Below are 20275 nucleotides of genomic sequence, written 5' to 3'. Positions count from 1 at the left end.
CGGCTGAGAATTGCGGCTGCGCCGCCTTGTCCGCCTTGTCCGCCGTGGCGGTCGTCTTCGTCTTGCGTGGCATTCATGCTCCTTGTCGACATGCTATGCCTCACACACAAAATTTCTGACAGGTTCCCGTTATCAGCCTTGACCAGTCCCTCCTTGCCTGGCGCCATCTCCTGTCACGAGCAGACCTTGCCGACACGCTTCACCGAATCGTAGCGAGCCAATTGCTTCGGTGCGGCTGAAGTGTGCAGCCGCCGCTCGCGGCAGAGCTTTCGGTGTAAATCTCGGTGTAAATCGAGGGCAGACAAGGCACTTCGGGTGCCGTCTCCTCCTCTATGAAACCGCTGCTATCGAGGGCCTTTGCCCGCCTCGTTCAGGCGGGCAGCTTGGTGTTCGATGCAGGCTAGAAGTTTCATTCAATCAAAGGCGAACAAGTTCATTCACGTTCTGAACTTGGTGCCGGAGTAATTCCCTGGGGCAATCGCTGGGCTTGTACAGGTGTCATGCCGAGCCGCAAGCTGTCAGCGGTCGCAACGCTCCGGTGAAGCAGGATTGGTCAAAGCTGGATTGTCGCCCATGCATGCTTCAACTCGTGAAATCAGCGCTTGCCGTCTCGGTGTGGGCTCTCTTCCACCCGGTAGCGCTGCATGAAGCTGTGGTCGATGCGGTGTTTCCAGCGCCAGACCCAGGCGCCGCTGCAGTGCAGGGGCCCCCAATTGGCGATGGCGTGCCGGTCGCCGGTGCTGATCAGGTAGAGGGCGCGGCGCTGGGGTGTCCAGTCGCGCGGCGCGTGGCCTTCGCACAGGGCGCGCAGATTGGCCGCTAGCACCGGACCAGCCCGTACCGCGTAGACGCCGGACTTGGGCCGCGCACTGGCGTAGGCCGCCACATCGCCGGCGGCGCAGATGCTGGGATGGGACAGGCTCTGCAGGCTCGTGCCCACCCGGATGAAGCCGCCTTCGTCGGTGCTCAGCCCGCCCAGCCGCGGCCAGGCAGGCGCAGCGGCACCCGTCAGCAGCAGGGCCAGGTCGGAGGGCAGCTGCGCGCCGGATTGCAGCTCCACATGGTCGGCGGAGATGCGGGCGACCCGGCTGTCGCCCAGCCAGCGGATGCCGCGCTGCTGCAGCAAGGCCAGCGCGCTGCGCCTTGCCGCGGTCGGCAGGCCGTCCAGCGGCAGTGCTGTGCTGCCGATCAGGCTGATGCGCAGCTGCTGCCAGCCCTCGGTCTGCGCGCGCTGCTTGAAGGCGAAGGCCAGCTCCACTCCAGCGGCGCCAGCGCCCGCCAGCAGCAGCTCGAAGCGACCCTCGCGTGCTGCAATGCGCGCCACCAAGGCTGGCCAGGCGGCCACGAATCCTTCGATGGGGCGAATCGGCAGCGCATGCTCGACCGCACCGGGCAGGTCCTGCAGCGCGGCGACGGGGCCGGTATCGATGGACAGACGATCGAAGGTGAGTTGCTCGCCGTTGGCGCACTGCAGTTGCTTCGCGTCCGCGTCAAGCCCGGTGCAAGCTGTTTCCAGCAGTTCGACACCGGCCTGTTTCGCCAGTGCATCCAGATCGATCGCGCAGTCGTCCAGCGGGTAATGTCCGGCGATCCAGCCCGGCAGCATGCCGGAGTAGATCTGCCGCCGATACGGCGTGACGAGGCGGACCTGCCAGCCCGGGATCGGCTGCCGCGCCAGCTCGGCCAGCACCTGGACATGCGCGTGCCCGCCGCCCAGCAGCAGCAACTGGGGCTTCATGCGGCCACCAGGCTGAGGTCGCCGAACCAGGCTTGTGCCTCTCCGCCCGCGTTGTCGGTGTCCAGGCCGAGGGCCAGGCCACTGATGCGCGGCAGTGGCCCACCGAAGGCCTGTTGCCAGTCCTGGCGCAGATCGCGCTGCACGTTGCGCCATTGGCCGGCGTTGCTGTCACCGCTGTCGACCACCACCATGCGCACCGTCTCCGTGTAGGGATTCCAGCCCGTGCTGCCCGGCACCTGCTGCGGCCCGCCCCAGACATAGCAGATCGCAGCCGTCGGCAGGGGCAGGGGCGACAGCAGCTGGGCGGCGGCATGGCGCAGCCGGGTCCCCAGGCTCAGCTGCGTGCTGGGCCGGTCGAACAGCACATAGACGCGGGCCGCATAGTCATCGCCCGCCTTGCTGCTGAAGTCTGAGGCCGGCAGCGAGCGCTCCACGCGCCAGGCCCAACTCAGCAGCGGCGTGCTGCCGGCATCGGCGTCCAGCGCGCTGACCCAGGACGATGCCGAGCCGCGCGCCAGGCCGTGCAGCACATGGCCTGGCGGCTGCACCGCGCCGCCGGCGGGGGCGGGCACGATGGCGAACTCATTGCTGCGCTCCACCTTGGGCAGGGGCTGGTGCCGCCAGTGACCCGGCGCGGTCCTGCCCAGCGCAGCGTCTGAAAAACGGGTGGGCTGGCCCAGCCTGTCCGAGCGCTGGGCCAGGGACGGCCGCGCCAGGGCGGCGGCGCCCAGGCTCAGCAGCAGATGGCGGCGATCAAGCATGGGCGCTGTCCTTGCAGTAGCGGCGCAGTCTGGGCAAGTCTTGCGGCAGATCGACATCCCATAGCGTGTCCAGTTCCTGCAGGCTCAAGCCTTGCGCTGCGGCGCGTTCGCGGCTGTCCTGCATCACCTCGGGTGTGCTCCAGCGCATGTGCTGAAACAGCGCGGGCTGGGGCTGACGCAGGCCGATCAGCACATAGCCGCCATCCTCGGCCGGATGGAACACTGCGTCGCTGCCTCCCAGCAAGGCTTGCGCCGCAGCGCGCAGATGTGCGGGCTGCAGGGCGGGGCAGTCGGTGCCGATCAGCAGCGTCGGGCCGCTGCCGCAGTGCTGCTGAAAGGCGCAGAGCATGCGTGCACCCAGATCGCCGGCGGGCTGATCCCGGCAGGTCAGACCGGGATGCGCCTGGGCCAGTGCGCGAAAGAAGCGCTGCTGCCGGTCTGGCGCGCACCAGAGCGTCACGGCGCCGAGCCTGGCGGCGCGCGCGGTCTGTACAGCGCGACAGGTGAACTGGCGTTGCAGGCGCGCGGCACCGGCCGCGCCCAGGGCGGGAATCAGCCGCGTCTTGGCCAGGCCGGCGATCGGCGCCTTGGCGAGGATGGCCAGCTGCACCCGACCCAGTGCGTCGGCATCAAACGTCATTGCGGGGGCGGTAGCCATAGTGGATCGCGAGTTGGGCGGGGTCGGCCCCAAAGAAGTAGGCCGCACGCAGGCGCCACATCAGCAGGATGGTGCGGCACACGCCATGCTTCTCCCAGCGGCGCGCCGAGGTCTCCACGGTGGCGCGCAGGCACAGCGGCCTACTCCAGCGCTTCAGCTGCTTGCACAGCGCGATGTCCTCCATCAGCGGCAGATCGGGGAAGCCACCCGTCCGCTCGAACAGCTCGCGACGCATGAAGATCGCCTGATCGCCGGTGGCAATTCCGCTGAGGCGTGAGCGCAGGTTCATCATCCGCGCCACCAGGCGCAGCAGCGGGCGCGGGCTGGCGATGCGGACATCGAAGCGGCCCCAGGCCATGGGTTCGGCGCAGGCCGCCTGCACCTGCTGATCGGCCTGCTCCGGCAGCACGGTGTCGGCGTGGAGGAACAGAAGCAACGGCGCCCTCGGGCAGGCGGCTGCGCCGGCATTCATCTGCGCAGCGCGGCCGCGCGGGGCCTGTAACGCCAGGTCTGCATGGGCACGGGCGATCTCCAGCGTGGTGTCGCTGCTGCCGCCGTCGACCACCACCAGCAGCGCACCCCGCTGCCGAAACACCTGTAGCGCCTGCAGGCGGGCGGCCAGCTCCGCGGCTTCATTGAGCACCGGAACGATGATGCAAACAGGGCTGTTTGACATGCCTTCGTCGGTCCGGGTCTCAGCCCAGCCGCCAGCGATGAAAGCGCGCCACCCAGCGCAGCAGGCCTTGCGGCGCATGGGCGCGCTTCCAGTTGCCGGCCACGAACTTGTTGGCCTCGGCCAGTGTCGGGTAGGTGTGGATGGTGCCGAGGATCTTGTTCAGGCCGATGCCATGCTTCATCGCCAGCACATACTCGGCCAGCAGATCGGCGGCATGCTCGCCCACGATGGTGACGCCGAGGATGCGGTCCTTGCCCGGCACCGTCAGCACCTTGATGAAGCCATGCGCCTCGCTGTCGGCAATCGCACGGTCCAGGTCATCGATACCATAGCGGCTCAGCTCGTAGGAAATGCCGCGCTCCTGAGCCTCCTGCTCGTTCAGTCCGACGCGGGCCACTTCGGGTTCGACGAAGGTGGCCGCAGGGATCACCGAGTAGTCGGCACGGAACTTCTTGAAGGGATCGAACAGGGCGTTGACCGCCGCATACCAGGCTTGGTGCGCCGCGGTGTGGGTGAACTGGTAGGGACCGGCCACATCGCCCGCAGCGTAGATATTCGGGTAGTTGGTCTGCAGATAGCCGTTGACCGTGACCGTGCGGCCGGTCGTGACGCCAAGTTCCTCCAGGCCGTAGCCCTGCAGGTTGGCGCTGCGCCCCACGGCGGCCAGCAGCTCATCGAAGGGAATGCGCAGCGATTCGCCCTGGTGCTCGGCGATCAGGAACTTCTCATCGCCCACCTGTTCGATGCGCGTGGCCTTGTGGCCGGTCAGCACGGTCACGCCTTCGGCCGCGAAGCGCTGGGCGACCAGGGCGGACACATCCTCGTCCTCGCGCATCAGCAGGCGTGGCGCCATCTCGACCTGCGTCACCTGCGAGCCCAGGCGGGCAAATGCCTGCGCCAGTTCGCAACCGATAGGCCCGCCGCCCAGCACCAGCAGCCGGCGCGGCAGGCTGCGCAGCTGCCAGATAGTGTCCGAACTGAGCACCTGCACCTGCTCGATGCCGGGAATCGGCGGGATGACGGGCCGGGCACCGGCGGCGATGACGATGGCACGGCTGCTGAGCCGCTCAATGCGGCCGTCATGGTGGCGGATCTCGACCTCCCAGGGCGAGACCAGGCGTGCCGCGCCTTGGGCCACCTCGACACCCAGTCCTGTGTAGCGCTCGACCGAGTCATGCGGCTCGATCGCCTTGATGACGGCTTGCACCCGCTGCATCACCTCGGCGAAATCGAAATCTACGCTGGCTGAGCGCATGCCGAACTCGCGGGCGCGGCGGGCGTGCGACAGAAACTTGGCCGATCTGATAAAGGCCTTTGACGGCACGCAGCCGGTGTTCAGGCAGTCGCCGCCCAGGGCATGCTTTTCAACCAGAGTCACCTTGGCCTTGATGGCTGCGGCGATATAGGCCGTGACCAGGCCGGCCGAGCCGCCGCCGATGACGATCAGGTTGCGATCGAAGCGCCGCGGCCGTGTCCAACGCGCATAGATCTTGCGCGCGTTCAGACGATGGATCAGTTGCCGGGCCAGCAAGGGAAACAGGCCGAGCAGGGCCAGCGAGCCCAGGATGGCCGGCGACACGATGCCGGCCAGCGAGTCGATCGCGGCCAGCCTTGTGCCGGCGTTCACATAGACCAGGGTGGCCGCCAGCATGCCCAGCTGGCTGACCCAGTAGAAGGTCCAGGTCCGGATCGAGGTCAGCCCCATGCCCAGATTGATCAGGAAGAAGGGCAGCACCGGCACCAGGCGCAGGGTGAAGAGGTAGAAGCCGCCGTCGCGCGCCATGCCCTGGTTGAGCGCATCCATGCGCGTGCCGAAACGCGCGCTGACCCAGTCGCGGAACAGCCAGCGCGAGCTCAGGAAGGCCAGCGTCGCCCCGATGCTGGAGGCAAAGGAGACGATCAAGCTGCCCCAGCCCAGTCCGAAGATCGCACCCGCTGCCAAGGTCATCACGGTGGCGCCCGGCAGCGACAAGGCGGTGACAGCGATATAGGCCAGCAAGAACAGCAGCGCCGCGTTGAGCGGCTGCGCCTGACGCCAGGCCTCCAGCTCGGCCTGCCGCGCTTTGATACCCGCCAAGCTCAGGGCCTGGCCCAGGTCAAACTGGTAGAACAGCAGCAGTGCGGCCGACACCAAGAGCAGCAGGATCCACCAGCGCGAGCGCATGGCGATCAGGCCGCCAGTGCGCCGCCGCAGCTGGAGCCCTGGCCGGCGGTGCAGCCAAAACAGTGGTCGGCGACGCGAATCGCCTGACCTTGTAGCTGCGTCGCCTGCAGCTGGCTCAGGTGGGTGCGCGCCGGGCCGCTGCCGCCCAGCGGCAGGCCAAGCTGCTGGTTGAAGTCGCAGTCGTACACGTAGCCCTGCCAGTCGACGCTGATCAGGCTGCGGCACATCACCTGGTCAAGATTCGCCTCGCGGTGGGCGCTGCGCAGCAGCTGCATGTAGCTGTTGAACTGACCCTTGGACACCAAGGTGGAGCCGAAACGCTGGATCGGTATGTTCGCCAGCGTAAAGAGCTGGTTGAAGCTGACGCCGAAATGGCTGAGCAGATGCTTCTTGTAGTCCGCCTGCAGCGCTTCTTGCGCTGGCGGAAGGCTGGGCCCCTGCGGGTTGAAGACCAGGTTCAGCAGCAGGCCGTTGCCATCCTGGGCATAGCCCAGCGCATTCAGGCGCTGCAGGCCGCGGATGCTGGCGTCGAACACGCCCTTGCCGCGCTGGCGGTCCACATTGTCTTCAAGGTAGCAGGGCAGGGAGGCCACCACCTCGACCTGCTGCGCGGCCAGGAACTCTGCAAGATCTTCCTGGCCGGGTTCTTCCAGGATAGTCAGGTTGCAGCGGTCGATCACGCGCACGCCGCGGCTGCGGGCCGCGTGCACCAGGTCCCGGAAATGTGGGTTCAGCTCAGGGGCGCCGCCGGTCAGGTCCAGGCAGCGCACAGCCGGACTCGTATCGATGAAGGCGATCACCGCCTCTACGGTGTCGGCCGACATTTCCTCGGTCCGGTTCGGCCCGGCGCCCACATGGCAGTGCAGGCAGGACTGGTTGCAGCGATAGCCGAGATTGACCTGCACGGTGTCAACAACTCGGCGCGACAGAGGCGGGAAGTCGCTGGTAAGTAGCAAGGGCAATGTGGCGTGCATGTGTCGGCTTTCCCAGTTGAGCAGCTCTTGGTCGAGCAGCCTAGCGAATCCTTACAGCCCCTGTGCTGCAGTGCCTTCTCAAGGGGCGGCAACAGGCCGCCGCCATTTACAGCAGCAGGCTCTTCAGCGTGCGCAGGTAGACGTTCTTCAGCGGCTCCAGGCAGTCGGCTGGAACATACTCATCGACCTTGTGGATGCTGGCGTTGATCGGGCCGAACTCCAGCACCTGCGGGCAGATCTTCGCGATGAAGCGGCCGTCCGAGGTGCCGCCGGTGGTCGACAGCTCAGGGCGGCGGCCGCACTCGGCTTCGATCGACGCGCACACAGCGTCCGACAGCGTGCCGATCGGCGTCAGGAAGGGTTCGCCGCCCAGCACCCAGTTCAGCGCGTACTCCAGCCCGAGGCGGTCGAGCAGGGCGTGAACGCGGTTCTTCAGCCCTTCGGGCGTGGACTCGGTCGAAAAGCGGAAATTGAAATCGATCACCACTTCGCCGGGGATCACATTGGTGGCCCCGGTGCCAGCGTGGATGTTGGAGATCTGGAAGGTGGTGGCCGGGAAGTAGGCGTTGCCGCGGTCCCACTCGGTGGCGGCCAGCTCGGCCAGCACGGGTGCGGCCTGATGCACCGGATTGCGCGCCAGATGCGGATAGGCGACATGGCCCTGCACACCCTTGACGGTCAGACGGCCGGACAGCGTGCCACGGCGGCCGTTCTTGATCATGTCGCCGAGTTGATCCACCGAGGTCGGCTCGCCGACGATGCAGTAGTCCAGGCGCTGCTGGCGCGCCTTCAGCAACTCGCAGCACACCACGGTGCCATGCAGCGCCGGGCCTTCCTCGTCGCTGGTCAGCAGCACCGCGACGCTGCCGGCATGGTTCGGGTGCACCTGCACGAATTCTTCAGCGGCAACGACCATCGCGGCGACCGAACCTTTCATGTCAGCGGCACCTCGGCCATAGATGCGGCCGTTCCGGTAGCTAGGCACGAAGGGGTCGCTTTGCCAGGCCGCCAGGGATCCCGGCGGCACCACATCGGTATGCCCGGCGAACAACAACACCGGCGCCGCGTCGCCCGCGCTGCCGGTCTTGATGGCCCACAGATTGGCGACCCGTGCCTCAGCAGGCCCCGCGTCCATGCGCTCGATCGTGAAGCCGCTGGCCGCCAGCCGCGCCGCAATCAAATCCTGACAGCCTGCGTCCTCGGGTGTCACGGAGGGGCGCGCGATCAGCTGCTCCAGCAGTTCGAGTGTGGCGTTCATTCGGTGCGCACGTCCAGCATGATTTCGGTGAAGCTGGCCTGGTCACTGGCTGGCTCTTCCTTGGCGGCTGGCTTGCCGTTGGCGGCAGGCATTTCGTTCTGCAGGCGCCACAGCAGATTGGTGGGCGAGTCGGCGAAGGCCAGGCCTTCCTCGCGGGTGATCGTGCCGTCCTTGATCAGGCGTGCGAAATGTTCCTCGAAGGTCTGCGAGCCTTCGGCGATGGACTTCTCCATCGCTTCCTTCACCGAGCCGAAGTCGCCTTGCTCGATCAACTCAGCAACCAGCTTGGTGTTGAGCAGAATCTCGGTGACCGGCACACGGCCGCCGGCCGCTGCCCGCACCAGACGTTGCGAGACGATGGCCTTCAGGCCGGCGCCCAGGTCGTTCAGCAAGGCCGGGCGCGCCTCGGGCGTGTAGAAGGACAGGATGCGGTTCAGCGCGTGATAGCTGTTGTTGCCGTGGAGCGTGGCCAGCACCAGATGGCCGGACAGCGCGTAGGAAATCGCTGCTGTCATCGTCTCGCGGTCGCGCACTTCGCCGATCAGGATGCAGTCCGGCGACTGACGCAGCGCGTTCTTCAGCGCGATCTGCAGCGAAGCGGTGTCGCGTCCGACCTCACGCTGGTTGACCACCGAGCGCTTGTTGCTGAACAGGTACTCCACCGGGTCTTCGATGGTGAGGATGTGGCCGGCCATCGATTGGTTGCGCTGCTCCAGCATCGAGGCCAGCGTTGTGCTCTTGCCCGTACCGGTAGCACCCACCATCAGGATCAGGCCGCGCTTCTCCTGCACCAGCCGGCCCAGGATGGGCGGCAGGTTCAGGCTGTCCAGCGACGGGATCTTGTGCGGGATGTGGCGGAACACGCCGGCGATGCTGCCGCGCTGCCGGAAGCCCGAGAGGCGGAAGCTGCCTACGCCAATCACCGACACTGCCATGTTCAGCTCGCCGGTGGCCTCCAGCTCGGCCAGTTGCCCCTCGTCGAGCACTTCGGCGATCAATTGCTTGGGCTGCTGAGGTGACAGCACCTGGTCGGACAGCTGCAGCATCTGCCCGTTGATGCGGATGAGCACCGGCATATTGGCCGAAAGGTAGCAGTCCGATGCTCCCTTGTCGGCCATCAGCCGCAGGATGCGTTCCATGTTTCCGCTGCTGGCCATGCTGCCGTCCTTCCCGGGTCTGTTGTTGTGCTCGTCGGCGCTCGTCGCGTGTGCGAGAGGATCAGTCGCGCAGCAGGTCGTTGATGCTGGTCTTGGCGCGGGTTCCGGCGTCGACCTTCTTCACGATAATGGCGGCATACAGGCTGTACTTGCCGCCGTCCTTGGGCAGCGAGCCGCTGATCACCACCGAGCCGGCCGGCACGCGGCCGTAGCTCACGGTGCCGGTTTCACGGTCGTAGATCGGCGTGCTCTGGCCGATGTAGACACCCATCGAGATCACCGAGTTCTCCTCGACGATCACGCCCTCGACCACTTCCGAGCGGGCGCCGACAAAGCAGTTGTCTTCAATGATGGTCGGGTTGGCCTGCAGCGGCTCCAGGACGCCGCCGATGCCGACGCCGCCACTCAGGTGCACGTTCTTGCCGATTTGGGCGCAGCTGCCGACGGTGGCCCAGGTGTCGACCATGGTGCCTTCGTCGACATAGGCGCCGATGTTCACGTAGGACGGCATCAGGATCACGTTCTTGGCCTGGTAGCTGCCGCGGCGGGCGACAGCCGGTGGCACCACGCGCACGCCGCTGGCACGGATCGCCGCCTCGTCCATCTGGCCGTACTTGCTGGGCACCTTGTCGAAGAAGGTCAGGTCACCGGCGCCCATCAGCTTGTTGTCGTTGAGGCGGAAGGACAGCAGCACCGCCTTCTTGACCCACTGGTGAACGGTCCACTGGCCCACGCCCTGGCGTTCGGCCACGCGAAGGCGCCCGGCGTCCAGTTCGGCAATCACGTGCTCGACGGCTTCGCGCACTTCCGGCGCGTTGGCGGGGTTCAGGTTGGCACGGCCTTCCCAGGCCAGTTCGATGACGGATTGCAGTTGTTGGGTCATGGGGAAAGACTCAGAGAGAAGCAGAAGAAGAAGGAGGAGGGGGGCAGTAGCTGCGTGTGAATTCGACGATGCGGTGCGCTGCTTCGAGGCATTCGTCCACCTCGGCGACCAGGGCCATGCGGATGCGGCCCGCTCCCGGATTCACGCCGTGCGCGGGTCGCGCCAGCAGGCTGCCGGGCAGCACCGCCACATTGTATTGAGCGAGCAGCCGCAGGGCGTAGTCCACATCATCGCCGCCCGGCACGGCGGCCCAGAGGTAGAAGCTGGCATCCGGCAGCGCCACGTCCAACACTTCAGCCAGCACCGGCGTGACCTGCGCGAACTTGGCGCGGTATTGGGCGCGGTTGTCGATCACATGCTGCTCGTCGCCCCAGGCGGCGATGCTGGCGGCCTGCACGATCGGGCTCATCGCGCTGCCATGGTAGGTGCGGTAGAGCAGGAACTTCTTGATCAGCGCTGCATCACCGGCCACGAAGCCCGAGCGCAGGCCCGGCACGTTCGAGCGCTTGGACAGCGAGGTGAAGGCGATCAGATTGCGGAAGTCGCCGCGCCCCAGCTTGGCCGCGGCTTCGAGGCCCGACAGCGGCGGCTCGTCGCGGAAATAGATTTCTGAGTAGCACTCGTCCGACGCGATCACGAAGCCGTACTTGTCAGACAGCTCGAACAGCTGTTGCCACTCCGACAGCGGCATCACCGCGCCGGTGGGGTTGCCGGGCGAGCAAACGTAAAGCAGCTGCGTCCTGGCCCAGGTGGCGGCGTCGATCTGCGACCAGTCGGCCGCGAAATTGCGCGCCGGGTCGCTGTTGGCAAACGCGGTCTGCGCGCCGGCCAGCAGGGCCGCGCCTTCGTAGATTTGGTAGAAGGGGTTGGGGCAGACCACCGTGGCGCCGGGGCGCGTCGGGTCGATCACGGTCTGCGCCAGCGCGAACAGCGCCTCGCGCGAACCGTTCACCGGCAGGATCTGCGTGGCCGCGTCGACGGCCAGGCCATAGCGGCGCTGCAGCCAGCCGCTGATGGCGCTGCGCAAGGCCGGATCACCGGCGGTGGGCGGGTAGGCCGACAGGCTTTGCAGGCTGGCCATGAGCGCCTCGCCAATCAGGGCTGGCGCTGGATGCTTGGGCTCGCCGATGCCCAGGCTGATCGCCTTGAGCGCCGGGTTTGGCTTGATGTCCTTGGTCAACGCGCGCAGGCGCTCGAAAGGATAGGGGTGCAGCTTGTCCAGCAAGGGGTTGTGCGGCGCCTGGGCGGGTTGACTCATCGTCGGGCCACTCTCTCTTCAGCGCAGCAGGCCGGTCTCGAAACCGTGGGCCGGCAGATCCACGCGCGGGGCGGGCTTCCAACCCTTCTTGCGGTGCTCGACCACCACATTGGTGTAGATGCCGCCGCGCACATACCACTTGGCTGTGATGCGGATGAAGCGCGGGTCGGTGACCTTCACGATGTCTTCGAGGATGGTGTTGGTCACCTTCTCGTGGAAGGCGCCTTCGTCGCGGTAGCTCCAGAAGTACATCTTCAAGCTCTTCAGCTCGACGCAGAACTTGTCCGCGATCATGTCGATGGTGAAGTGCGCGAAGTCGGGTTGGCCGGTCAGCGGGCAGTGGCAGGTGAACTCGGGCACCTGGAACTGGATCACATAGTCGCGCTCTGGCGCCGGATTGGGGAAGGCATGCAGTTCCTTGCTCGGGCGCGACGGCGGGTTGGGCGGCATCTCGCGCATCTTGGGCGCGAGATCCTGCGCCTTGCGCATCTTGGGCGCGACGGCCTTGGTCTTGGCGGCGGGCTTCGCGGCAGGCGATGCAGCGGGTTTGCGGGCCGACTTGGCGGCAGCGGCGGGCGTGTTCTTGGCCATGTGTTCTACGTGCTCGACCGGCGTCGGATGGGGGCCCGGCGACAGCCATTTTCAAGGGAGGGCGAATGGTATCATCCGGCCCCGAGCGAAGCCCCGACCAAGGGGCTTTTCTGCAAATAAATCAAAGGCTTAGCGCTCAGATTCCAACTCCATGCGGCTGAACTCGATCAAGCTCTCGGGCTTCAAGTCCTTTGCTGAACCCACCACCTTCCAGCTGCCTGGACAGCTGGTCGGCGTGGTCGGCCCGAATGGCTGCGGCAAATCCAACATCATGGACGCGGTGCGCTGGGTGCTGGGCGAAAGCAAGGCGTCCGAGCTGCGTGGCGAGTCCATGCAGGACGTGATCTTCAACGGCTCGGGCAACCGCAAGCCGGCCAGCCGCTCCAGCGTGGAGCTGGTGTTCAGCAATGAAGACGCGCGTGCCGGCGGCCAGTGGAACCAGTTCGCCGAGATCGCCGTCAAGCGCGTCCTGACGCGCGACGGTACCAGCAGCTATTTCATCAACAACCAGCCAGTGCGCCGCCGCGATGTGCAGGACGTGTTCCTGGGCACGGGCCTGGGGCCGCGCGCCTACGCCATCATCGGCCAGGGCACGATCAGCCGCATCATCGAGAGCAAGCCCGAAGAGTTGCGTCTGTTTCTCGAAGAAGCTGCCGGCGTCTCCAAGTACAAGGAGCGCCGCCGCGAGACCGAGAACCGCCTCAAGGACACGCGCGAGAACCTGACCCGCGTGGACGACATCCTGCGCGAGCTGAACAACAACCTCGAGCGCCTGGAGAAGCAGGCCGAGGTGGCCGCCACCTACCGCGCGCTGCAGGATGCCGGCACGTTGAAGCTGCACCAGCTGTGGTTCCTCAAGCACCGCGACGCCGCGGGCGAGGAGGCGCGCGTCAAGACGGCCCATGCCGAGGCGACCAATGCGCTGGAAGCGCGGCTGGCAGAACTGCGCCATGTCGAGGCCGAGCTGGAAACCGTGCGCCAGGCGCATTACGCCGCCGGCGACGAGTTGCATGCCGAGCAGGGCCGCATGGCCGAGGCGCAGCTGGAAGTCAGTCGGCTGGAAGAACGCATCCGCTATGTGGTCGAGGGACGCTCGCGCGTCGAGGCGCGGCTGGCCGAATTGCAGGCGCAGAACCAACAATGGGCCGAGCGCAGCGAGCAGGCGCAGCTTGAGCAGGAAACCATTGCCGAGCAGATCGCCACGGCCGAGGAACAGAGCGAAATCCTCGCCGCCCAGGCCGAAGAGCAGGCCGGCAATCTGCCCGCTGTCGAGGAGACCGTGCGCGCCGCCCAGAGCCGTGCCAACGAGCAGCGCGGCCAGGTGGTGCAGGTGCAGCAGCAGATCCAGGTGCTGGCGGCCGAGAGCCGCAGCATCGACGAGCAGAACCGCACGCTGCGCACGCGGCGCGAGCGGCTGGCGCAGGAACGCCAGGGTCTGGCCGCGCCGGATGCCGAGCGCCTGGCCGACTTAAAGCGCCAGAGCGAAGCCGCCGACGAGGCGCGTGATCTGGCCGATGCCCGACTGCATGAGCTCAGCGATCATCTGCCCGCGCAGGAGGAGTCACGCCGCGCCGCGCAGCAGGACGCCAATGCGCAGATCGGCCGCCAGGGTGAGCTGTCTGCCCGTCTGGAGGCGCTGCGCGCGCTGCAGGAAAAAGTGCAGACCGAGGGCAAGCTCAAGCCCTGGCTGGCCAAGCATGGGCTGGAGGGGCTGCAGGGCCTGTGGACTCGGTTGCATATCCAGCAAGGCTGGGAGAACGCGCTGGAGGCGGCGCTGCGCGAACGCATGGCGGCGCTGGCCGTGGGGCGGCTGGAGACAGTGCGCGCCTTCGACCAAGACCCGCCGCCTGCGCGGCTGGCCTTCTATTCAGCGCCGACCAGTGCGATTGCCAACACCCACCAGACGCTGCCGCGCCTGTCCGATCTGCTCCGCCTGGATGACCCCGGGCTGAAGGCGCTGCTGAACGACTGGCTGGAAGGCGTCTACACGGCCGCCTCGCTGGACGAAGCGCTGGCCGGCCGCGCCAAGCTGGCGCATGGCGAGCTGATCATGACGGCCCAGGGCCATGCGGTCAGCCAGTTCGCGGTCAGCTTCTACGCGCCCGATTCCGAGCAGGCCGGCATGCTGGCCCGCGCCCAGGAGATCGAGCAGCTGACGCTGGAGTTGCGCGCCCAGACGCTGATCGCCGACGAATCCAAGTCCGCACTGATCCGTGCCGAGGCGGCCTATACCGAGGCCTCTCAGCGCCTGGTCGCCTTGCGCCGCGAAGCCGGCGAGACGCAGACCCGCGCGCACCAGCTGCATGTGGAGCTGCTGCGCCTGTCCAGCCAGGCCGAGGCCGCCAGCACGCGGCGCGCCCAGCTGCAGGAAGAGCTGGCCGAAGTCGACGCGCAGATGGAAGAGCTGCAGGAGCGACGCGTCACCGGCGAGGCCCGTTTCGAGGAGCTGGACCTGCAGCTGGCCAACTGCCAGGAGCGCCATGCCGAGCTGGAAGACGGCGTGATCCAGGCCGAGCGCCGGCTGGCCGAGGCACGCGAGCAGCTGCGTGCGCTGGAGCGCCGCGCCCAGGAGGCCGTCTTCAGCGCCCGGACGCTGGCGGCGCGCCGTGGCGAGCTGCAGCGCTCGATCGAGACCGCGCAGGCCCAGGTGCTGCAGAACACGCAGTCGGCGACGGGCTTGCAGCAGGAGCTGGAAGCGCTCAACGATGCCGCCGCGCAGGCGGGCTTGCAGGACGCGCTGGCGATCAAGCTGGAGCGGGAGCAGGCGCTGGCCGCCGTGCGCAGCAACTACGACGATCTCAGCCTGCGCCTGCGCCGTGCGGATGAGCAGCGCCTGTCCTTCGAGCGCAGCCTGGACCCCTTGCGCGAGCGCCTGACCAAGCTGCAGCTCGAAGAGCAGGCTGCGCAACTGGGCGGCGCGCAGTTCATGGAACAGCTGACGGCCGCTGGTGTCGACCTGGAGGCGCTGGCCAAGGGCGTGGAAGAAGGCAACGTCAAGCTCTGGGGCCTGCAGGGCGAGATCGACCGCATCAACCGCGAGATCGCGGCCCTGGGTGCGGTCAACCTGGCCGCGCTGGACGAGCTGACGACGGCGCGCGAGCGCAAGACCTTCCTCGATGCCCAGTACGCCGACCTGAGCTCCGCGATGAAGACGCTGGAAGACGCGATCCACAAGATCGACCTGGAAACGCGCGACCTGCTGATGAACACCTTCAACCAGGTCAACGAGCATTTCGGGCGCATGTTCCCCAGCCTGTTCGGCGGCGGCCAGGCCAAGCTGATGATGACGGGCGAGGAAGTGCTGGATGCCGGGGTTCAGGTGATGGCGCAGCCGCCCGGCAAGAAGAACTCAACCATCCACCTGCTGTCCGGCGGCGAGAAGGCCCTGACCGCGATCGCGCTGGTGTTCGCGATCTTCATGCTGAACCCGGCCCCCTTCTGCCTGCTGGACGAGGTGGATGCGCCGCTGGACGATGCCAACACCGAGCGTTATGCGAAGCTGGTCAAGGAGATGAGCAGCAAGGGTACGCAGTTCCTGTTCATCTCGCACAACAAGATTGCAATGGAAATGGCTGAACAACTGATTGGTGTGACCATGCAGGAGCAGGGTGTGTCCCGCATCGTTGCGGTCGATATGGAAGCGGCGCTGGGCATGGCGGAGGCATGATGAGTTTGACGGTTCTTCTTGCCATTGCCGGTGGCCTGGTTCTGGTGGCCGTGCTGATCCATGGACTGTGGACTGCGCGCAAGGCCGGACCGCGCCGCGCCGCGCCGCCGATCGAACCCACGCTGGGCGGCATCGGTGCAGAGCGCACCGAACCCAGCCTGGGTGAGGCGCAGGCCGCCGTGGCCGAACCGTTCAACGAGCCGGGCACGAACTATGCGCCCAGCATGGATGACACCATTCCGGCGGTGGTGCGGCAGCCGCCGCGCAAGCCCTCGAATCGCATTGATGCGCTGATCGATGCGATCGCGGCCATTCATGTCGAGACGCCCATCGGCGGTGAGATGGCGCTGGCGCATCTGCCGGGCAGTCGCCGAGCCGGCACCAAGCCATTCCACATCGAAGGCCTGAATGCCGAGCGCGGCGAATGGGAGTTGCCCGCACCAGGCCAGCGCTACGGCGAGTTCCAGGCCGGCCTGCAGATGGCCAACCGCAGTGGTGCGCTCAACGAGATCGAGTATTCGGAGTTCGTGCAAAAGGTGCAGGGCTTTGCCGACGGCATCGGTGGCTTCGCGCAGTTCCCCGACATGCTGGACGTGGTCGGCCGGGGCCGCGAGCTGGACCAGTTCGCCGGGGCACATGATGCCCAGCTGGCGGTGCTGCTGCGGGCCCGCAATGCCGCCTGGACCCTGGGTTATGTGCAGCAGATGGCCTTGCGCCACGGCTTTGTGCCGGGTGCGGTGCCGGGGCGCCTGGTGATGCCTTCGCAGGATGAAGGCGCTCCGCCGGTGCTGACGCTGGGCTTCGAGCCCCAGGCTGCGCTGGCGGAAGACCCGCAAGCCTCCTCCTTGCGTGAGCTGACGCTGGCGCTGGACGTGCCTCAGACGCCGGAGGCGCTGGAGCCCTTTGCGGCCTGGCAGGAATCCGCCCGGGCGTTGTCGCGCGACTTCGAGGCCGACATCTGCGACGATCGCGGCCAGGTGCTGAACCTGCATGCCTTCGCCGCCATCGACCAGGAGTTGGGCACCTTGTACAAGGCCCTGGCCTCGCGCGACCTGGCCGCTGGCTCGTTGGTGGCACGACGGCTGTTCAGCTAGACCAGAACCTATGAGTACAAGCCTGCTGCTGATTGCCGTGCTGATCGCAGCGGCCGCCTTTTTCTCGGTGGCCGAGATGGCGCTGGCCGCTTCGCGCCGCCTGCGTCTGCAGCAGATGGCCGATGAAGGAGAGGCGCGCGCCGCGCGCGTGCTGGCGGTGCAGGAGCAGCCGGGCCATTACTTCACCGTGGTGCAGATCGGCGTCAACATGGTGGCCATCCTGGGCGGCATCGTCGGCGAGGGCGCGCTGACACCGCACTACGAAGCCGCGCTGCGCCTGCTGACCACGCCGGAGCGCGCACAGACGCTGGGCTTCGGCCTGTCCTTCGTCACCATCACCGCGCTGTTCATCGTGCTGGCCGATCTGCTGCCCAAGCGCCTGTCGATGAACGAGCCCGAGCGCATGGCGGTGGTGGTGGTCGGGCCGATGCTCACGCTGGTGACGCTGCTGCGGCCGCTGGCCTGGGTGTTCAGCACGCTGACCACCGGCCTGATCCGCCTGATGGGCCGGCCTGCCGAGCGCGACAACACGATCACGCACCATGACATCCTGGCGCTGACCGAGGCCGGTAACCAGGCCGGCGTGGTGGCGGACGCCGAGCAGCAGATGATTGCCAATGTCTTCGAGCTCGACACCCGCACCGTCGAGAGCGCGATGACCACGCGCGAGCGCATCGTGTTCTTCTCCCTCGACGATGACGATGCGCTGGTGCGCAACCGCATTGCCGAGGACCCGCATTCCACCTATCTGGTCTGCGACGGCGAGATCGACCAGGTGGTGGGCTATGTGGATGCCACCGATCTGTTCCAGCGCGTGCTGCGCGACGAGCCTATCAGCCTGCGTGGCACGCCCGGCCTGGTGAAGAAGGTGCTGATGGTGCCCGACCGGCTGACGCTGTCCGAGGTGCTGACCCAGTTCCGCCAGGCGCTGGAAGACTTCGCCGTCATCGTCAACGAATACAGCCTGGTGGTGGGCGTGATCACCCTCAACGACGTGATGAGCACGGTGATGGGCAGCCTGGTGGCCAGCCATGACGAAGAGCAGATCGTGCGCCGCGAAGATGGCTCCTTCCTGGCCGACGGCATCACGCCCATCCCTGATGTGCAGCGCGCGCTGGGGCTGGAGAGTCTGCCGCATGCGGGGCAGTACGACACGCTGGCGGGCTTCCTGATGGTGATGCTGCGCCGCATTCCGCGCCGCACCGACCATGTGCAGTGGGAAGGCTGGCGCTTCGAGGTGATGGACGTGGACAGCCACAGGGTGGACCAGGTGATGATCACCCGGGCACCGACGGCGGCCCCCGCCGAAGCGCCCTGAAGCCCCATCTTGGCCTGCGCTCAGCGCAGGTCGACCGGCGCCGTCTCGCCGAACAGGGAGGCGCGGAACTCGGGCGCCTTGCTTTCGCTGTCGTTCTTGGCCCAGAGCAGGATGGCTTCGGCCGACATGGGCTTGGCGAACAGATAGCCCTGAAGCTCGTCACAACCGAGCTTGATCAGGTACTTCTGCTGCATCTCGGTTTCAACGCCTTCGGCCACCACGCGCAGGTTCATCGCATGGGCCATGCGGACGATGGCGTGCACGACAGCCCAGGCATGTGAGTTGGTATCGATCTCGCAGACGAAGCTGCGATCGATCTTCAGTTCCGAAGCCGGCAGCTTGCGCAGGTAGGCCAGGCTGGAATAGCCGGTGCCGAAATCATCGATCGACAGATGCACGCCCAGCTCGCCCAGCCGGGCAAAGGTCTGCTGCGTCGCCTGGGTGTCCTCCATGGCGACCGATTCAGTGATTTCGCAAGTCAGCAGATCGGGCTGGATGCGGTGTTCGTTCAGCGTTCGCTCGATCCGTTCGACGATGTCGGGCTGACGCATCTGCAGCACCGAGAGGTTGATGGCCACGCGCATGCGCAAGCCTTCATCACGCCAGCGTCTGGCCTGCACGCAGGCCGCCTCGATGACCCAGTTGCCAAGATCACGCATCAGCCCGAAACGTTCGGCTACCGGAATGAACACCGCGGGCGAAATCATGCCCTTGACGGGATGGCGCCAGCGCAGCAGGGCTTCAGCGGCCGTCACCTGGCCGCTGGCAGCATCGATCTTGGGCTGGAAGAACAGCTCCATTTCCTTGCGCTCGATGGCGTGGTGCAGGTCTTTCAGCAATTCCAGCTGCTTGCGGCCGTCCTGGTCCATGCCGGGCGTGTAGACGCTGAAGCAGGCGCCGCCGAGCCGCTTGGCTGCCAGTGAGGCCTGGTTGGCGCAGGTCAGCAGACGCCGGGCGGCGCCATGCTCGGGATAGATGGAGATACCGGCCGAGCAGCCCAGCGGCATCTCCTGGCCGCTGATGCTGTAAGGCCGGGACAGCTCGGCTAGTACCCGGTTGGCCCGGGCGGAAAGCGCCTGCATGTCCATGCTGTAAGGCGTGATCAGCACGAATTCGTCGGCCGCGATGCGCCCGATCCGTTCTTGCCCGCCTTTGGACTGGGTCAGCCGTGCGGCCACATCGCGCAAGACCTGGTCGCCGACGTCATGGCCCAGGCCGCTGTTGATGTTGTGGAAGCCGTCCAGATTGAACACCAGCACCGCCAGCGACTGGCCGCTGCGGTCGGAGCGCGCGGTGAGGGACTCCAGCTCTTGTTCGATGGCCTGGCGGCTCGGCAGCTGGGTCAGCGGGTCGGTCAGCGCTTTGCGCAGTACTTCGACGGAGCGTTCCGACTCTGCCCTGGCCTGGCCCGCTTCGCGCGCCAGCAGCAGGCCGCTGACCGCCAGCAGGCCCAGCAAGGGAAGGCTCATCAAGACGGGCCCGGCCAGCCAGTCCTGCGCGGCGGCGGTGGACGGCGCATGCCACAGCAAGGGCAGCAGGCAGGCCGGCAGCACGGTGAGCAGGCGCAGCAGCGCGCCGCCCGCGCCGCTGTGTTGCAGCGCCAAGGCACCCAGCAGGAGAACGGATTGCGCCGCGGCTAGTCCGAGCAGCCAGGCGAGGTCCATGCCCTGCGCAAGAGCCGGCGCCTGCAGGCAAGCCAGGGCACCGGCCAGCATGGCAGCGCCGATCAGGGCCGTGGCAATCACGGAAAGGATGCGGAATCGGCCTTCGCGCGGGCCCAGCAGGTGGATCAGAACAGCTGCCATCGTCAGCAAGGCAGCCAGCGCCGCGAACTTCAGCGTGGCCCAAGCCGACCAGGGCACCGCGCTGCTTGCAGACCAGACCGGCCACCACAAGCCTAGGCTCAGCAACGTGGCGCTGCTGAGCGTCTGGGCGGGTGTCCGCGGTTGGCGTGCGGCGGATTCCACGCCCAGCCAAGCCAGCCAGCCACTGGCGACGAGCGCGAACCCCAAGGGAAATGCTGTCTGGAAGTCTGGCATCTGGCGTTGGCTTGAATTACCGTCATTTTCAAGGAATGC

At 66.9% G+C, this 20275-nt stretch carries 15 protein-coding genes; 3 read left to right on the top strand and 12 right to left on the bottom strand.

All coding sequences use genetic code 11. The features are described 5' to 3' along the window. Window positions 1-595: 595 nt before the first annotated feature. The 11 genes from ACIQ67_RS05175 to queF form a co-directional block, all read right to left on the bottom strand. Complete coding sequence (locus ACIQ67_RS05175; RefSeq protein WP_397533289.1) at window positions 596-1738, bottom strand: FAD-dependent oxidoreductase; 1143 nt, start codon at window positions 1736-1738, stop codon at window positions 596-598. Continuing rightward, the gene (locus ACIQ67_RS05170) at window positions 1735-2499 is read right to left on the bottom strand and encodes a DUF3047 domain-containing protein (protein WP_397533288.1); all 765 of its coding nucleotides are present in this window, start codon (window positions 2497-2499) and stop codon (window positions 1735-1737) included. The genes ACIQ67_RS05175 and ACIQ67_RS05170 overlap by 4 nt, the downstream gene beginning before the upstream one ends. Beyond that, a complete protein-coding gene (locus ACIQ67_RS05165) occupies window positions 2492-3139 on the bottom strand; it encodes a TIGR04282 family arsenosugar biosynthesis glycosyltransferase (RefSeq protein WP_397533287.1) in 648 nt (215 codons plus the stop codon). The genes ACIQ67_RS05170 and ACIQ67_RS05165 overlap by 8 nt, the downstream gene beginning before the upstream one ends. Further along, on the bottom strand, window positions 3129-3833 hold the full coding sequence (locus tag ACIQ67_RS05160; protein ID WP_397533286.1) for a TIGR04283 family arsenosugar biosynthesis glycosyltransferase: 705 nt from the start codon (window positions 3831-3833) through the stop codon (window positions 3129-3131). Before ACIQ67_RS05160 ends, ACIQ67_RS05165 begins: the two co-directional genes overlap by 11 nt. 19 nt (window positions 3834-3852) lie before the next feature. Then, window positions 3853-5997, bottom strand: coding sequence for an FAD-dependent oxidoreductase (locus ACIQ67_RS05155; RefSeq protein ID WP_397533285.1), 2145 nt, complete (start codon window positions 5995-5997; stop codon window positions 3853-3855). A 5-nt stretch (window positions 5998-6002) separates the two neighbouring features. Continuing rightward, window positions 6003-6971 carry an arsenosugar biosynthesis radical SAM (seleno)protein ArsS gene (gene arsS, locus ACIQ67_RS05150; protein WP_397533284.1) on the bottom strand — a complete coding sequence of 323 codons (969 nt, stop codon included), beginning with the start codon at window positions 6969-6971 and terminating at the stop codon, window positions 6003-6005. Between the two features lie 106 nt (window positions 6972-7077). Then, window positions 7078-8229, bottom strand: coding sequence for a succinyl-diaminopimelate desuccinylase (dapE, locus tag ACIQ67_RS05145; protein WP_397533283.1), 1152 nt, complete (start codon window positions 8227-8229; stop codon window positions 7078-7080). Next, window positions 8226-9386, bottom strand: coding sequence for a PilT/PilU family type 4a pilus ATPase (locus ACIQ67_RS05140; protein WP_397533282.1), 1161 nt, complete (start codon window positions 9384-9386; stop codon window positions 8226-8228). The genes dapE and ACIQ67_RS05140 overlap by 4 nt, the downstream gene beginning before the upstream one ends. Before the next feature lie 61 nt (window positions 9387-9447). Then, on the bottom strand, window positions 9448-10269 hold the full coding sequence (gene dapD / locus ACIQ67_RS05135; RefSeq protein WP_397533281.1) for a 2,3,4,5-tetrahydropyridine-2,6-dicarboxylate N-succinyltransferase: 822 nt from the start codon (window positions 10267-10269) through the stop codon (window positions 9448-9450). A gap of 10 nt (window positions 10270-10279) precedes the next feature. After that, entirely contained in the window at window positions 10280-11527 is a 1248-nt protein-coding gene (dapC, locus tag ACIQ67_RS05130) for a succinyldiaminopimelate transaminase (RefSeq protein ID WP_397533280.1), read from the bottom strand. An 18-nt stretch (window positions 11528-11545) separates the two neighbouring features. Next, window positions 11546-11977 (bottom strand): preQ(1) synthase, encoded by a 432-nt coding sequence (gene queF / locus ACIQ67_RS05125; RefSeq protein ID WP_397533292.1) that lies wholly within the window; start codon window positions 11975-11977, stop codon window positions 11546-11548. A gap of 292 nt (window positions 11978-12269) precedes the next feature. Between queF and smc the strand changes: the two genes are divergently transcribed. From smc to ACIQ67_RS05110, 3 genes are read left to right on the top strand one after another with little or no spacing between them, the layout of a single operon-like run. After that, window positions 12270-15785: a chromosome segregation protein SMC gene (smc, locus tag ACIQ67_RS05120; protein ID WP_397533279.1), complete on the top strand. Its 3516-nt coding sequence runs from the start codon at window positions 12270-12272 to the stop codon at window positions 15783-15785. After that, complete coding sequence (locus ACIQ67_RS05115) at window positions 15785-16879, top strand: cell division protein FtsZ (protein WP_397533278.1); 1095 nt, start codon at window positions 15785-15787, stop codon at window positions 16877-16879. The genes smc and ACIQ67_RS05115 overlap by 1 nt, the downstream gene beginning before the upstream one ends. 10 nt (window positions 16880-16889) lie before the next feature. Beyond that, the gene (locus ACIQ67_RS05110; RefSeq protein WP_397533277.1) at window positions 16890-18197 is read left to right on the top strand and encodes a hemolysin family protein; all 1308 of its coding nucleotides are present in this window, start codon (window positions 16890-16892) and stop codon (window positions 18195-18197) included. A 20-nt stretch (window positions 18198-18217) separates the two neighbouring features. Here ACIQ67_RS05110 and ACIQ67_RS05105 read toward each other — a convergent pair whose 3' ends face one another. Further along, complete coding sequence (locus ACIQ67_RS05105) at window positions 18218-20209, bottom strand: putative bifunctional diguanylate cyclase/phosphodiesterase (protein WP_397533276.1); 1992 nt, start codon at window positions 20207-20209, stop codon at window positions 18218-18220. Window positions 20210-20275: the final 66 nt, after the last annotated feature.

Source organism: Roseateles sp. (assembly GCF_044373315.1).
GTDB lineage: Bacteria > Pseudomonadota > Gammaproteobacteria > Burkholderiales > Burkholderiaceae_C > JACDQM01.
The sequence above is the reverse complement of the archived record's forward strand: the minus strand, read 5'-3'. Positions and strand labels throughout refer to the sequence as shown.